The organism is Vibrio sp. 10N.286.51.E5, assembly GCF_041469125.1.
GTDB lineage: Bacteria > Pseudomonadota > Gammaproteobacteria > Enterobacterales > Vibrionaceae > Vibrio > Vibrio crassostreae_C.
On the sequence record NZ_JBFRJZ010000073.1, the window covers coordinates 11,704 to 27,351 of the forward strand.

The 15,648-nt window shown below is 43.1% G+C and carries 8 protein-coding genes; 1 reads left to right on the forward strand and 7 read right to left on the reverse strand.

Annotated features, from left to right (window positions below; genetic code table 11):
• Window positions 1–382: 382 nt before the first annotated feature.
• From AB4161_RS20690 to AB4161_RS20720, 7 genes are all read right to left on the reverse strand, one after another.
• A complete protein-coding gene (locus tag AB4161_RS20690) occupies window positions 383–1,951 on the reverse strand; it encodes a polysaccharide lyase family 7 protein (protein ID WP_372084142.1) in 1,569 nt (522 codons plus the stop codon).
• Window positions 1,952–2,378: 427 nt separating this feature from the next.
• Window positions 2,379–4,133: a polysaccharide lyase family 7 protein gene (locus AB4161_RS20695; protein WP_372084144.1), complete on the reverse strand. Its 1,755-nt coding sequence runs from the start codon at window positions 4,131–4,133 to the stop codon at window positions 2,379–2,381.
• 237 nt (window positions 4,134–4,370) lie between these two features.
• The gene (locus AB4161_RS20700) at window positions 4,371–6,242 is read right to left on the reverse strand and encodes a methyl-accepting chemotaxis protein (RefSeq protein WP_372084155.1); all 1,872 of its coding nucleotides are present in this window, start codon (window positions 6,240–6,242) and stop codon (window positions 4,371–4,373) included.
• 1,069 nt (window positions 6,243–7,311) lie between these two features.
• Window positions 7,312–8,193 carry an NAD(P)-dependent oxidoreductase gene (locus AB4161_RS20705; protein WP_048607064.1) on the reverse strand — a complete coding sequence of 294 codons (882 nt, stop codon included), beginning with the start codon at window positions 8,191–8,193 and terminating at the stop codon, window positions 7,312–7,314.
• Window positions 8,194–8,838: 645 nt separating this feature from the next.
• A complete protein-coding gene (locus AB4161_RS20710; RefSeq protein WP_102394655.1) occupies window positions 8,839–10,917 on the reverse strand; it encodes a DUF4962 domain-containing protein in 2,079 nt (692 codons plus the stop codon).
• Between the two features lie 218 nt (window positions 10,918–11,135).
• Window positions 11,136–12,914 carry a sodium:solute symporter family transporter gene (locus tag AB4161_RS20715; protein WP_102332117.1) on the reverse strand — a complete coding sequence of 593 codons (1,779 nt, stop codon included), beginning with the start codon at window positions 12,912–12,914 and terminating at the stop codon, window positions 11,136–11,138.
• 738 nt (window positions 12,915–13,652) lie between these two features.
• On the reverse strand, window positions 13,653–14,372 hold the full coding sequence (locus AB4161_RS20720; protein WP_017061478.1) for a FadR/GntR family transcriptional regulator: 720 nt from the start codon (window positions 14,370–14,372) through the stop codon (window positions 13,653–13,655).
• 266 nt (window positions 14,373–14,638) lie between these two features.
• Here AB4161_RS20720 and phnD point away from each other — a divergent pair, with 266 nt between their 5' ends.
• Entirely contained in the window at window positions 14,639–15,595 is a 957-nt protein-coding gene (gene phnD, locus AB4161_RS20725) for a phosphate/phosphite/phosphonate ABC transporter substrate-binding protein (RefSeq protein WP_372084146.1), read from the forward strand.
• The last annotated feature ends 53 nt before the right edge of the window (window positions 15,596–15,648 follow it).

The following is a 15,648-nucleotide window of genomic DNA, read 5'->3' on the forward strand; positions in this document are numbered from 1 at the left end:
TTGATACTCATGAATAGCCTCGGCCTCGAGACCACAAAGGCACTTAGCCTCAGAGTTAGGTTTAAGAATCAGGGTAATAAGTGATGCTGTCTGATGAGACTTTATTATTTGAAAACCTTCCCAGAATGAAGGTAGGAAAGTATGATTCGGCATGAAAACGGTCGTTTGTGTATGGTTTTTGTTTGGCGACTAAACCATATCACTTACTGCCGTTTTTTTTAGTTCCCGCTAATCCGCGTTGAACCTTTTTTATTGACGAAGTATCCTAAAACCCAAAACTTGTAGAGCGAAGCCTTAGGATTAAATAAAAGTAGTCCTATCGGTAATGAAAAAATGGCAGCTAATAATAGCTGCCATTTTAGTTGTAAATTCAACTTATTCATTATTCCTGATACTGATCGTGCGATACGTCTAGCTGGTAGAAAGTCGCTTGTGAGTAATCGTCTAGGTCGCCGCTGATGTTTTGGTTGTAAACACCGGCTTTGAAGTACATGTACTTGCCGCCTACGTCGTAACCGCTGTTGCTCATATCAACCACTTGTACAACGTCATCTTTGCCTTCACGCATTAGTGTTACTGTCATTGTATTACCTTTAACGTCAATACGGTAGCTGAACACTTCGCCAAGCGCGATACCATCGTCACCCACTTCAGCCGTCATGTCGCCCACTAGAGGGTAGAAGTCCTCTTTAATTGCGTCTTGGCTTTCATGTGCGAAGTAAACCGCACCCGTTGCTTGGTTTGGCAGTTTACGGTAGTACAAACGAATTGGTTCATCGTTTTGATCGTGAATCTGACCAATGATAAAGCGGCCTACTTCGTTCGCATTACCTGTCGTTGTTGCGTGATCGATTTTCAACGTTGCTTCTAGAACGCCGTCAATACCAGCAGCAGCTTCTAGGTCAGATTCAGGTGCGCTTGAGAATACCCAGTTGTTCTTGTTAACACCTTTAGTGCTAATAGACTGGTCACCACGACGCATCATTTCACGAAGCTCTGTACGCGCATACTTAGTATTTTTAGAGGTACGAACACCTTTCACGTAAGACTTGAATACCAGACCACCATCGTCAGCTGTGTAGAAGATCTCTGGGTGTTGGTAACCGTTTGCAAGGTTCCACTCAGAAACGTCATCAGGCTTACCGTTTTTGTCATGGTCGAATGGTTGAGATAGGTACCAATGCGTCATGTCAAAGTTTTCACTTGGCGCGTTACCTGCAACTGGTGTCGCTGGCAGGCCTGTCGGAATTGGTAATGCACTGCGCGTATCACATTCAACTGTAGTATCACAAGGGTAAACCGCTGCTACACCGAAGTTACCAGAACGAAGATCTTTGCGCGCATCTTTGCGTGCTTTTTCCGCCGCTTTCATTTCAGCGATCATTGCCGCTTCTGCAGCTACTACATCTGAAGTAATGATATGGCTAGCGGGACAAGCATTAATGCTACAGTTAACCGCAGCTAATCCCGTTACACTGTTCCAACCGTTTTTGGTGTTACCGTGACCAACGTATCTTACGTAGCGCGCTTGCACTGCTGGCTCGAATTGGAAACGCTCTAGGCCAATCGCTTTACCTGAGCTCAGTTGGTTTTCAAGCACGGTTGTCCAGTTTTCGCCATCTACACTCACTTGAATATCAAATTTAGATTGGCGCTCGTTACCTTTGCTGAAAGATGCTTGAACGGCATCAAATTCTTGCACTGAGCCATAGTCTAGCGTTGCCCACTCACCGTCACCCGCAGATGACCAACGTGTTGTTAGGTCTTGGTCAACGAGACGATCAGGGCCGTTGCCATCATGGCTACTAGCGGTAACAGCAACTGGCGTTAGAAGCGCTTCACCAGTTTCTTTATTATTTGGAAAATCAGCAGTAGGCGTGCTCGTGCTCGCACAACCAACCGCAAGTAGAATAGAAGAAGCGAGTAAGGTTTTTAGAGTGATTTGTTTCATATTTAATCCATTATTATATTACAAAGGCAGCGTTTGTAAGTGAAAACAAAATTGGCAAACACGAGCTATAAGGCAATTCCCCTCTCAGTATTTGCGACAACACAAAAATATTACGTAATCTTATAATACAAATAAAACACTTCGTTGAATAAATGAGACTGGGAACACTTTCCGCTTTTTCCATACTTTAACTGGATCACACTTCCTATTGATAAAAGACAATATATAAAAATTTAGAATGCGAAATGGGCTATCAAGGGCAAAAAAACCAAGCGGTAATGGTGAGAATTTGCATCACTCGAGCAGAGCATTTGTCGTTCAGAACACATCATTCAAAAGTGTCGCAGCAGTTAAAAAAAAGACCACATTGTTAGGAATCAATATGGTCTTTAAAGCATTCATTGTTGTTACTCAAACGTCAGCTAACTCAATAATGTTCAGCTCTAAGAGAACTAAAGCTCACATCAAACACCTCGCCGATATAGTCGCTGTCCGGCTTAAACTGTGGATAGATGCCCGCTTTGAAATAGAAAGCGATGTCTGTCGATGTCCAATCTGATGTTAACGAAACCGTGTCCCCATCTTTATCTGTGTAATCTTGTCCCCAAGGGATTAAATGAGAAACGGTGTTGGTCCCATCTAAATCATGAGTTGCCAAGTAGACACCGTCTTGATTGGCACGAATCGTATATCGCCACTCTTCACTTGCCGAATAAGTCCCTAACTCGACACTAAACGGGTCACAATGATTACAGTCTTGGTTGTTGCGCTCAAAATCAGAGTTCAGTATCACTCTTACCGGCTTACTCTCGCCTTCCCATAACAGCTTCACTAATGCTTGATTGATCTTCCAACCATGGATTTGTCCAAGTACCACTTTTGGATCTTGATTGTTGATGTTCGGGTAATCTTCAACTCGCAAGGTAGCGGTGAGCTGATGGTTAGTTTTATTGGTTCTTGTATCGTTCAAATACCAACTTGTGTCTTCATCGCTGGTACTGCAATCCGGCTGAGCACTGCTTTGATACAACTCCCTGAGCTCAGAACGAATATAGTTAGAGTTTTGTGTACTAGTGCCATAACCCATATCTGCTCTAAAGTGCATTCTCCCTTCATCGGTATTGAAATAAGAAAGACCAATATCGCTGTCGTAGACATCACTGTCGTTGGCGAGGAGGTCTTTGCTCGATTCACAGCGCTCAGGTTCTAGTTCAGCAGCACTATCGCCGTCACCATTTTCATACCAATCATTCTTGCTCGGCGGAATCGTCAACTTCCAATCGTTAATATCCCAATCGTTTGATCCATTGACCTGTGTGGTGGTGTATCGCAGTGCCTGAAAGTGGGCCGTGGCTTCACCATTTTCAAATTGATTGTAGATACCCGCTTTAAAGTAACTCAGTAGGTGCTGCCAGTAGGTGATGTCTTCGTCGACTTTAACTTCATCGTTCACTTTGATCGAAAGGGTGTTTTCATAAACAGAAAGATCAAATTTGGTGAAGCTATCGAGATCCGCCTCTCCCAAATCGTAGCGATTATATGAAGTGGCATAACAATCTGAAGAGTCAGCGGCACTGCTACAGTCAATGGCATTGTTTTTCATGACTGCCCAATAGTGACCTGTGAGCCCATCTCGTTCTTGCTCCCAAACCACACGCAATAGTGGATGAGGGATATAACCCGTACCACTCTCGTCCGTGCCTTTATTGTGGATCTGTAGCACGGTCACTTCATCGTGATCAGCGGGAGAACTCGCCATTGCATACTCAATATCAGGTAGGCTTATTTCCGCATGTAGACTGCGTCTAACGCCCGCTTCATTGATATCGAAGTTTTCTCCTTCACGAACTTCTGAGCGCATCTTGTAGTTCTCCATTTTGAAGATAAGATTCTCAGTCTCTTCGTCAGCATAAAAATAATCACTGACATAACCATCGAAGTTACCATCTTTGACTTCAGAGGTTTTATTGCCCTCCTCTCCATTAGGATCAGATACCTGAAGATCTGAACTGGAAAGGATGTTTTGATATTTGGCAATATCATAGGGAGCAACAACACCATAAGACGTTCCTGGGTTATTGGTATCAGAAGGATCACTACTGTCACTTGAGTCACTGGAACTGCTTCCACCGCAGCCATACGTAAGCGAAGCGAGTACTACGACGAAGATTGACTTATTCACATTTATCTCACTTATCCATAAGAGTAGAGTGATAATGTATATTTGTACTATTTTATGTCAATTGTCTATTTATCAGAATGTGAGATGCGGCAAATGAAGTGAAATGAACGGAAATTGCGTAGAGTTAGAATCAAGAACAACGCAGAAAGGCCACTCTAAACTCGATAGTTATTGAGTGGCTCTCAGATCAACAACTAAACTTAGTGTGTTGATTTTTATATATAAATATTAGAAAACTTAAACCTTAAAGCTGCTCATCAACTCACTAACGCTGCCGTTAAGTGTTTTGATTTCTGCTGATTCAGTCAACTGATCTTGGCTTAGCTTATTAAGCTCCTCAACAAAGCTTTCAATCTTATGCATGTTCTTAGCGATGCTTTGAATTAAAGCGTTTTGCTCAACAGACGAACCCGAAATATCGTTATTAAAACGACTCACCGTTTCCATCTGTTCCGTTAGCTTCGCCAACATATTTACCGCTTGAACCACTTGAGCACGCGTCATTTCACAGTTGCTTTTGGTCAACTCAATCGATTTAACCAAACCATCTGATTTAGACTGCAAGCCAGACAGCGCTTCATCAATTTCAGAAGTACTCATTTGAGTTCGGTTGGCTAACGCACGGACTTCATCAGCAACCACCGCGAAACCTCGACCATGCTCACCCGCTCTCGCCGCTTCAATTGACGCATTCAATGCCAACAAATTAGTTTGTTCCGCAATGCCGCCAATCACAGACACGATAGACTGGATGCTCTGCGTTTCATTGGCCATTGAGCGAATGTCATCAGAAGTGGTGCAGACTTGCTTCTCAAGATCACTGATATAGGTTTCCGTCACGGTGTTAATCTGTTTCGTCTCATCACTGAACACAGCGGCCTCTCTTGCTGCTTCTGCCGCCGACTGAGAACTCTTTTCGACCTCGTTTGATGCTTCAGATAAGCCGTTAATTGCAGAGACCACTTGAACCGTTTCATCAGTGTGAACTTTCAGTACATCGCTGGTTTCTTTACAACCTTCACGAATACTCAGTACCTTAGTATCGAGATCCGAGTTCTTAAATTTGACGTCCTTAACCATCTCTTGCAGGCCAATGATGAACAAGTTGATGTCTTTGGCGATATGCCCTAAGTCATCATTCCCCTTCTCAGCAAGCCTTTGAGTGAGGTCTCCGTTACCTTGAGATAGATCGTGGACGATTTTTCTCAGTGACACGATTGGGCGGTAGAAGCGATTCAGAAGTAAAATCATCAATATCACCGAGCCAAGTACACATGCCACGATAAGGATACGCGCACTCGACATCACGCCATTCAACTGATTGAGCGCGAGTTCAGGGTCAATACTGGAGATCATGTACCACTCTTTCTGGCTGCCAATATCCACTTTCTTGGCCATCAAAATTCTCTGGTTGCCATCAATCACACCCTCAATGAATTGATCAGGCTGTTCAATGGCACTGTTGAGTTTCATTTGAGTATCTGCAGAAGATATATTGCTTTGCGGAAGTACGTTTTCGATTGTCGAAGCGACCACCATCCCCTTCTCGTCGATGATAATGCCTTTGGCTTCGTAGATGCTGTCCAGCTGTTCAAGCTGAGTTTCCAAATCATCAAAACGTATGTCGGCCATGATGACACGATCTTGGTATGAGTAGGTCACGCCGATCATAGGCACTTGAGTACTCTTAGTGAAAAACAGGTCACTAAAAGATAAGCCTGATTTCAATTTCGCTTGTTGATACCAAGGTCGAGTGGTTGGATTGTACTTTTCTTTTATCCCAACACCGTTAGGGAAAGACTCTGAAGGGCGAGAAGTATAAGAACGGCCGTCGTCAAAACCCACCACAATCTTGTCAATACCACCGAGCTTAGCAGCATAATGCATGAGTGCTTCATTCGGCACTTGGTATGGGGATTTCATGAACTCTTGTGCAACAGAGTTAACGGTATCGATGGTGCGCTGAACGGTATTTTCTATTTGATTAATTTCTATCGTAAGCGAGTGATCAATCTCGTTATAAATCGTTTGGTTTACCTGTTCAGTGGCCAAGTTAAGCGTAAACCAGTTCGTAAATGCCAAAGCACTGGAACTGACAATCGCTACCATTAAAATCAATTTTCCTTTAAACCCTAGAGACAATTTTGAATTCATAAAACTCATCATCCATATCAACCTATGTCTATTATTTTCATCCGAATGAAATGGTCATTTTTTACATTTTCGAAGATACGGAAAACGAAACTTGTTCATGCCGATCCATCGTCACAACCATCAATTTAATTAATATTGTATGTTTAATTGACCAGGCATTCTGTGAGCGATCTTGATATATTAAAACTGGCTAAAACAGCCCTGTGACATAGGTATCATTTATGAATTTGGATTTTGTTCGAAGTTAAACATTGACGCATAACGCATTCAAATAGGTCGATTTTTAGATAATTAGCTCATCATTTCTCCGATAACACCTTTTCGGAAACTCTTCTTCTTCACCTCGTCCAGTCGAGTAAAAAAATGAGTCTTAACTCACACTTCTACCAACTAACCATTCACTAAAGGCATTCAATCTTAAAATTTATTTGTAATACAATAAGCCTTAAGTTATGGTGTATTTGAATCATAACTTAAGTTCTTTCTGGATGCTTTTGTTCAATTCAAAGTGATAATTGAAGCAGCCGCTTTAAGGTCATTGAACGCGTTTAACGTAGAAACTGTCGGGGGATCTCGTTATTCGTTTTTTCACTTGCTATTGATCATTTGTTTTTCTAGACGGCTCGTCCGAATATGCCCATACAGTCACCAGCTGTGTGGGCTTTTTTTTACTTTCTTTTCAGACCCGATACTCGAGCAGAGTTAAGCCATCACCAACAATCAGTTAAGTGCACTGGTTTAAGCTTGCGAGGAAAAGTGAGTGAGTTGGTGCTAGAAGGCTTTGAATTCACAAATAGATATAGATATAGAAACAAAAATAGGAATTGAGGCAGTAACAAAGTTGAACAGAGTTTTGACTAGATGTAGCTGAGGAAATTGAAGTAGAAGTAGAAGTAGAAGTAGAAGTAGAAGTAGAAGATTTTAACGAGGGAACAAAGGTTTGGGTATGGCTGATAAAAACGAACCTCGCTGAGGTATCGCCGCCTAAAAGGACAGGCAATACCCTAGCGAGGTCGTACGTCGATTACTTCTCTAGTTTAGCGAAGTAGTCGAAGATTACTGGTACGTCGTTGTTACCCATGCCTGCGTCAACAGCAGCTTGTAGGCTTGTTGCAGTACCTTGAGCGATTAGAGACTCAGTACCTAGCTCTTCACAAAGAGCAAGGAAGTAACCAAGGTCTTTGTTTGCGTTAGCAACAGAGAAACCTAGCTTCTCTTCGCCGTCTACTGCGTAGAACTTACAGAATTGCATGAACGGAGAGTTAGATGGACCTGCAGACATGATGTCAAACAGTTGTTGGCCATCAACACCAGCGCGTTGAGCAACAGCGAAAGCTTGAGACATAGTCGCAACAGTCGTCATACCCATGAAGTTGTTTACAAGCTTAGTCACGTGACCAGAACCTAGAGCGCCTAGGTGGAATACGTTTTCGCCTTGCTCTTCAAGAACAGGTTTAACTTTGTTGAAAGTTTCCATGTCGCCAGCAGCCATGATGTTCAGAAGACCATCTTTAGCGTGTGCAGGAGTACGACCTAGAGGTGCGTCGATCATGCCCGCGCCTTTTTCAGCAAGAGCTGCGCCGATTTGCTTAGTAGAAGCAGGGATAGAAGTACCGAAGTCTACTAGTACTGCGCCTTCTTTGATGCCCGCTAGAACGCCGTCTTCGCCGTAAACGATTTTTTCAACAACAGCAGAAGTTGTAAGACAAAACTGAACGATGTCACTTGCAGCAGCTAGTTCTTTAGCAGAAGTGAATGCAGTTGCGTTGCCGCGATCTGTAACGCGAGCAACAGCTTCAGCGCTTAGATCCATTACGTTTACGTGGTAGCCGCGCTTTTGCAGGTTTTCAACCATGTTGCCGCCCATAAGACCTAGGCCAATGAAACCGATTACAGGTTTAGTCATGTTCAAACTCCAAATATAGTATTGTATGATTATATGCTCATTATAATAACTACGTCTTTCTCGTTACGCAATAGTTTTAGGGCATTGATTTAATGGTTAGACGTAAGTTGTGACGGGGGTTCACTTTACGAGAAAATATGGGTCACGCTTTGTACTTACAGGAACTATTTGCCACTTTAAAAACCGTCTATTGATGAAATAACATACGTTAAATGTCATACGATTAGTAAGCACAAGCTACGCCATTACCTATGTATAGTTCACGACTCCCCTACTCAGCCAGTGATTAGACCGTTCACGCAGAAGTAAGTCATATCAGTTTTTACGAAAAAGGTGTTGGTGCCCTATTCTTTTAACAGAGCGATAAATGCGGGTCTCGTATACGACTCCTGCACCTTTCATTGAGCATCGTGGCTAAGTACACGCCCGACGTTTGTATGTATCAGCTTCCAGGTTCAGCCATCGAGCTATTGGTTTGGCATCGAGAAGCGATTGATCTCTTGGCCATTTAGTTTTCTTTCAAACTGATGGGGTTGCCAACTAATACAACTTAACTGACTTATCCAACTTACTAACTAGCCAAACAAAAAAACTCCGAGCTTTCACTCGGAGTTTTTAATATCTAGCTTCTGTTGCTTCAGCGAATTACAGTTCGATTGAAACCGTTTCACCGTCAACATTTAGCATTAGCGTGTTGCCTTCAAGCTTGTGAGACACTTCAACTTGCTCGCCTTCGTTCTTATTAGGAACAAGAAGCGTCAGGATGTTGTGCTCTTTCGATGGCTTGAATTCCACTTCAACGTGACGGTGGATTTCAAGATCTTTGAACTCGTATGGGTCAACTTCGCCAAAACCTTCAACGTTCTTAACTGAAGTGATGTTATCAGCAGACTCGTTGATGAAGTTTACGTCTAGGTGTGCAACTTCGCCGCGGATAGTGAAAGACTTGTCTGCCACGTCGTTTGCGAAAGTTGTGTGCATTAGCCAAGTCATGTCTTTCTCTTCAGAAAGCGTTGCCTTGTCTTGCATTACGAACACTTTACCTTGAACAAACCAGACCTTACGCTTGTAAGATTCAATTTCAGGAACGAAGTACTTGTAAGACGCTGTCGCATCACCTTCAACCATCTTAACATCAGATTCAGTGTCGAAATCAGAGATGTTGCCGCCCGCTTCGATACAGAAGCGATCTTGGTGGTTTTCGTAGCCCGTGTTCTTGTTCTCGCCGTACTGACCTTTACCGCCAAATAGTGGAAGGTTCTTAGAGAACGTTTGACGACGCCATTTCGTGTGCATATCAACACCGAAACCACCGTAGTAACCAGTGATTGACGCTAGCGTTTCACCGAATGCATGCAAGGTGAATGCGTTTTGGTCACCGTGAGAGTGGCTGATTGAGCCAAACGGAGAACATTTGAATACCATGTGAATATGGTTATCACGCTCAGTCATCTTGTTGTGGAATGCAGCCCAACCTGTGATTGGGAATACTTTCAACAGTGGATCATTCGATGGTGCTTTCTCTTCAGGTGCATCCCAAAGGAAGTTAAAGCGAAGATCGTCGTAACCGAAGTCCCACCAACCGAAGTTGTAGAATTTGGTGTGCGCTTCAGTATCACGGCCTTTCAGTTGGTTGTAGTACCAAACGTACTCAGGCTTCTGGTTAACACCTGCGTAGTGCTTAATGTTGTAAGCCAGTTTTAGACCTGGGAAATCACCGATTGAAGACTGGTCACAGAAGCTCGCGCGCTTAGAGTGAACAGGCATGCAGTAAAGCGGGAAATCACCTGTGTTTTCGTAGAATGTTTTGTTAAACATGTCTACGCCACAGTATGCTTTCAATAGATCGAATGCTTCGCCTAGGAATGCAGTTTGTGTGTTCCAGTAGTCAGGACCTTCAGCCCAACCGCCGTCTACACCGCCCCATGGTGGGTAATGTACTGCGTAATATTCTAGAGCGTATGCAATGTACTCGCCTGCTTTCGGGTGATCGTGGTAAAGCGCGATACACGTTGGAATGATAGCAGAAGAGATAGAACGAACACCGTGGCTGTTCAGTGGGTTGTTCAATAGATCAACCGTCACTTTCAGGTGGTGCATAATTTCGTCTAGACGCTCAATCAAAGCATCTTGAACTTGCTGACGTTCTTCATCTGTGAAGTAGCCGTGTAGCCAGTCGTAACCCCAAGCCATAGCCGCGATAACACGGAAAGCCGCTTCATCGTTATAGCCACGAGAAGTCACGCCTTCTGGATCGTACGTAGACAGTTTTAGAGTCCAAGCTTTTGCTTTAGCAATTAGCGCTTCGTCTTCTTTCACAACACCAGCAATTGCTAGGTTACGTGTCGCGTTCAGTGCCATTTGGCAATCAACGTACATTTGACGCCAGTAAGGACGCCATAGAGAAGCCTTACCTACCGTCTCAGCTGGGTACGCTTGAGGCTCTTCGAAAGGAGCAGTCTCAAGGAACTTAACTGTCGAGTTATTGTAGAAATCATCAAACATGCAGTGAGCTTCATCAGCTTTCACTTTCGCTTTGAATTCTTCTAACTGATCTGCTTGAACAAGAAGACGTGGACGTGCTTCGCTCAAGTTGTCTAGGAATGATAGGTCGAAGTCACGTGTTTGAACTTCGATAGGGAGTAGGTCTACAAGATTACCTGCTGAAGTATCATTCTCCAGCTTCATCTTCCTGATTGCATCAAGAGATTTTTGGTCGCTCATTCTAACTCACTTATTTTTCAAGTTGATTGAAAGGAATTAGCAATAATATACGTCTTATTGTAGGACAATTGAATATATTTCGATTCGATTGAACCATTTTGTACAGTTTTCGTGATTTAGGTCAGATATCTTCCACCTGACAGTTTTTCCGTGTCGCAGAACAAAAAATGCGACGCCCTTTCGAGTCGTCGCATTCTATTATAAACGTTTTCTATGTATTAGCTTTCGGTTACTGCTTTCGCTTGCTTGCCGCCGTCATCGACCGCTTTAACCAGTAAGACACCAACACCACCAACAATCACACCACAAAGTATGAAGACTAGACGTCCCCACATTGGGTTAGTGAGTAGAGCCATTAGCATGATACCGACACCCGCTACCGCAATCAGTTTACCAAGCATTTCACGCTGTTTGTTATCCAGTACTTTCTGTTCTGCTGACTCCGCAACTAATGGAGTAGACAGGTTACCGAAGAACTTATCAACGTCTGCTTGACGCTTCTCAGTTAATGGCTTGTAGAACAGAGTTGATAGGATGAAGAAACCACCTGTCAGCGTAATGTGAGCAATCAGACCGATAGCAACCTTAACATCAGACCATTCACGGCTTGTTAGCTCTTCTAGACCGAAGATTGAAGACACCATTTCAGCGTTAACAACGAAACCCACGTAGTAAGAAACAAAACCACCAACCACTAGCGTACCCCAACCAGCCCAGTCCGGAGTCTTCTTAATAAAGAAGCCAAGGAATGCAGGAATTGTCATTGGGAAGCCGATCAGTGCGCCTACATACATCATGGTATCGAACAGGCTCAAACCTTTAAGCGAGTTGATGAACTGTGCAATAAGGATGATAGCAATACCAAACACGGCAGAAGTAATCTTAGAAACCGTTACTAGTTCTTTTTCGCTAGCCGTACCTTTACGAACGATTGGTTCATAGAAGTTCTTAACAAAGATACCCGAGTTACGGTTTAGACCAGAATCCATTGAAGACATTGTCGCTGCAAACATCGCCGCAACTAGAAGGCCAACCATACCTGCTGGCATGTACTCTTGTACGAAGTATAGGTAGGCAAAGTCACCCGCTTTCTTACCTGCATCTGGGTAAGCTGCTGCTAGGTCGACACCTTGACCTGCAATGTACCAAGAAGGCATGAACCAGATAAATACACCACAAAGCATTAGCACACACGCTAGTAGCGCCGCTTTCTTCGCGTTCTTTGAGTCTTTAGCCGCTAGGTAACGGTAAGAGTTAAGCATGTTGTTAGTAATAGAGAACTGCTTCACGAAGATGAAGAATGCCCAAATGCTGAAGATGCTTAAGTAGTTAATGTTGTTACCAGAAAGGAAAGAACCGCCTTCCGCTACAGGGAAGTTATTCACGATTTCACCAACACCGCCACCTTGAACAACAGCAACAACAGCACATGTCACGGTTACTGCCATGATGATAACCATCTGCATAAAGTCAGATGCAATTACCGCCCATGAACCACCCGTTACAGACATTGCCAATACAACCAAACCGGTAATCCAGATAGTTGCTGTCATGTCGAAACCGAAGATACCAGAAGCGATGATTGCTAGTGCGTTTAACCATACACCGGCAGAAACAACACTGTTTGGCATTGAAGACCAAGTGAACACTTGTTCGTTAGTCGCACCGAAACGCATACGAATTGCTTCGATTACCGTTACTACACGTAGTTGACGGAACTTTGGAGCAAAATATGCGAAGTTCATGAAGTAACCAAATGCGTTGGCTACGAAGATGACCGCTACTGCAAAACCATCGTTATACGCTTTACCTGCCGCACCGGTGAATGTCCATGCACTAAACTGGGTCATAAAGGCGGTTGCACCAACCATCCACCACAACATGTTACCGCCCCCGCGGAAGTAGTCACTGGTGGTACTTGTAAATGTTCTAAACATCCAACCTATCGCAATCAAGAATAGGAAATAAATGCCGACAATAATCGTGTTGAGTTCCATCGTGTATCCTTTGTCCGTTGTATTTTGTTACGAGGACTATAGGAAATCTCAAACTTTATTTGTAGTACAATAATCCAAATAAGTGATGGCGATCTTATTTTGATTGATTAAGTTAATTATATATATGACATAGGATGGAATATGGCCAATCCATTAAGGAAATTACTGGTGTTTGAGATGAAAACTCAAAAAACCAAGACCAAAGAACATCACACCCATTAAAATCAAAGACTTATAAAAAAACGAGACTTTGCACACTTATTAACAAATACAACCAAACACATATAAATATAAAATTCTCAAAAATAATAAAAGCCAAATCAGAGCTGAATCACCCTCATTTATCACACAATAAACCAGTGTTTTTTATCTATAGAGAGCGGGAAATTTCATTAGAATTCTACTTAAATTAATCAATATTGAAGCGGCATATCCTGTTCAAACGATGGCGAATTCAAAATATACAAAAATGAAAAATTATGAATGACGCATAATTATTTTTTTTGGGGGGGGGAGCTCGAATGTCTTAAAAACGAATATCGAGCGTAATATTGTTTTTATTATGATGGTAAAGAGAACGATCGCTAGACGTATACAAGAAGGAATTAACTTAAGAAAGGGTTAAGCGGGGGTGAACCAAAACAGTGCCACACATGGTGCAACACGCTTTCTAAAAACAAAAAAGGCATGCACTTGGCATACCTTTTTGACTGGTTCAAATGAAGTTGAAAACCGTGTTTAGCTTGCAGTGGCTAAACGGTGGTTAGCATCTTGCAAGTGAGCCGCTGACATTGTACGAGCTTTTTCACTGTCGCCAGCCATAATCGCTTCATAGATTCTACGGTGTTCATTGATACATGTGCTGCCCTCTTCAGAAGAGTGCACGATGAAGTTAACGAACATAGTCGTCAGAATATTGCCGAATGGCAGGTAGAAATCGTTACCTGTCGCATTAAAGATCAAGCTATGGAAACGAATATCGATGTCTGTCCAGCGTTCTTGGTCAAACACTTCTGCGTCATCCACTTCAACCATCTTCTGGAAGATCTCTGAAAGCTCGATACGTTGCTCAGCAGTCGCAAATTTTGCCGCTAATGCACACGCTTCAGGTTCAATCGCACGGCGAAGGCCTAAAAACTGAGAACAGAATTGGTCTATGTCGGTTAGACCATCCATCCATTCAATCAGTTGAGGATCAAGAAAGTTCCAGTATGCGCGATCCACTACACGAGTACCGATTTTCGGGCGGGACTCTAACAGGCCTTTAGAAGTCAGTAGTTTAACTGCTTCACGAAGTGCCGTACGGCTGATACCAAACTGTTCACACAGCGCCATTTCACCAGGAATAATAGAACCTTGTGGCAGTTCACCAGACAAGATTCCACGAGCGATTTCACGCGCTACTTGCACGTGCAGGCTGCGCTTCGAGCCCGAGATTGAATTAAAAGTGCTAACCATAAGTTCACTTATTTTATATGTTATGTTTATGTATTATTTAAGGATCACTATAACAGGATTTCAACCTAGCGCCAATTGAGTAAATTAGCAACGAGTCGTGCCCTATTAATTTACTCAATGAATCAAACGCTTATAAAGCATCTAACTCCATACAGCTAGAAACATTATGTTACACCATTCATAAATCCGTCATCAAAATGCATCGGTTCTGTCATCCTCGATTTCTATACTCCCTTCCCAAGAAATCACTCAATTGGACTGAAATAATGAAACCGACAAAAACAAACCTCACGCTTAAGAGCGCTATTACTGCTGCGCTGATTTTTTCTGGTTCTGCATTAGCAATGGATACACGATACGAAGATCGCTCTGGCAACTTGGTTGCTGATGTTCCTCAAGATGAATCGCAATGGGTTGACCCAAACACGCTAATTTTTGCTTATACGCCAGTTGAAGATCCTGCAGTATACGCTGATGTGTGGAGCGAGTTTTTGAGCCTCCTTGAAAAAACAACGGAAAAGACGGTTCGTTTCTTCCCTGTTCAAAATAACGCTGCTCAAATTGAAGCAATGCGTTCAGGTCGCCTACATATCGCAGGTTTCAACACAGGTTCTACTCCACTAGCGGTTAACTGTGCAGGCTTTGCCCCATTCACAATGATGGCTGCAGAAGATGGTTCTTTCGGTTACGAAATGGAAATCATCACTTACCCTGGTTCTGGCATTGAGAAAGTGGAAGACCTAAAAGATAAGAACCTAGCGTTCACATCACAAACGTCTAACTCTGGCTTCAAAGCACCTTCTGCGATTTTGGACGCTGAATACCAACTTCAACCTGATCGAGATTTCAAACCAGCATTCTCTGGCGCACACGACAACTCTATTTTGGGTGTGGCGCACAAAGATTACGATGCTGCAGCAGTTGCTAACTCAGTATTGAACCGCATGCTTTCACGCGATGTTGTGAAAGAAGACCAAATCAAGAGCATCTACAAATCTCAAACCTTCCCGACTACCGCTTACGGCACCGCGCACAACCTGACGCCAGAGCTGCAAGAGAAGATTCAAAAAGCGTTCTTCACTTTCGATTGGGAAGGCACAAAGCTTCAAGAAGAATTTGAACGTAACGGCGAAGCGCAGTTCGTTCCTATTACTTACAAAGAGCACTGGGAAGTGATCCGCACTATCGATACGGCAAACAAAGTCTCTTACACGTGTAGCTAAGTTCAACCGAACTAAAAAGCCAATCACACACCGATAAAACTAACTGCAGGTGT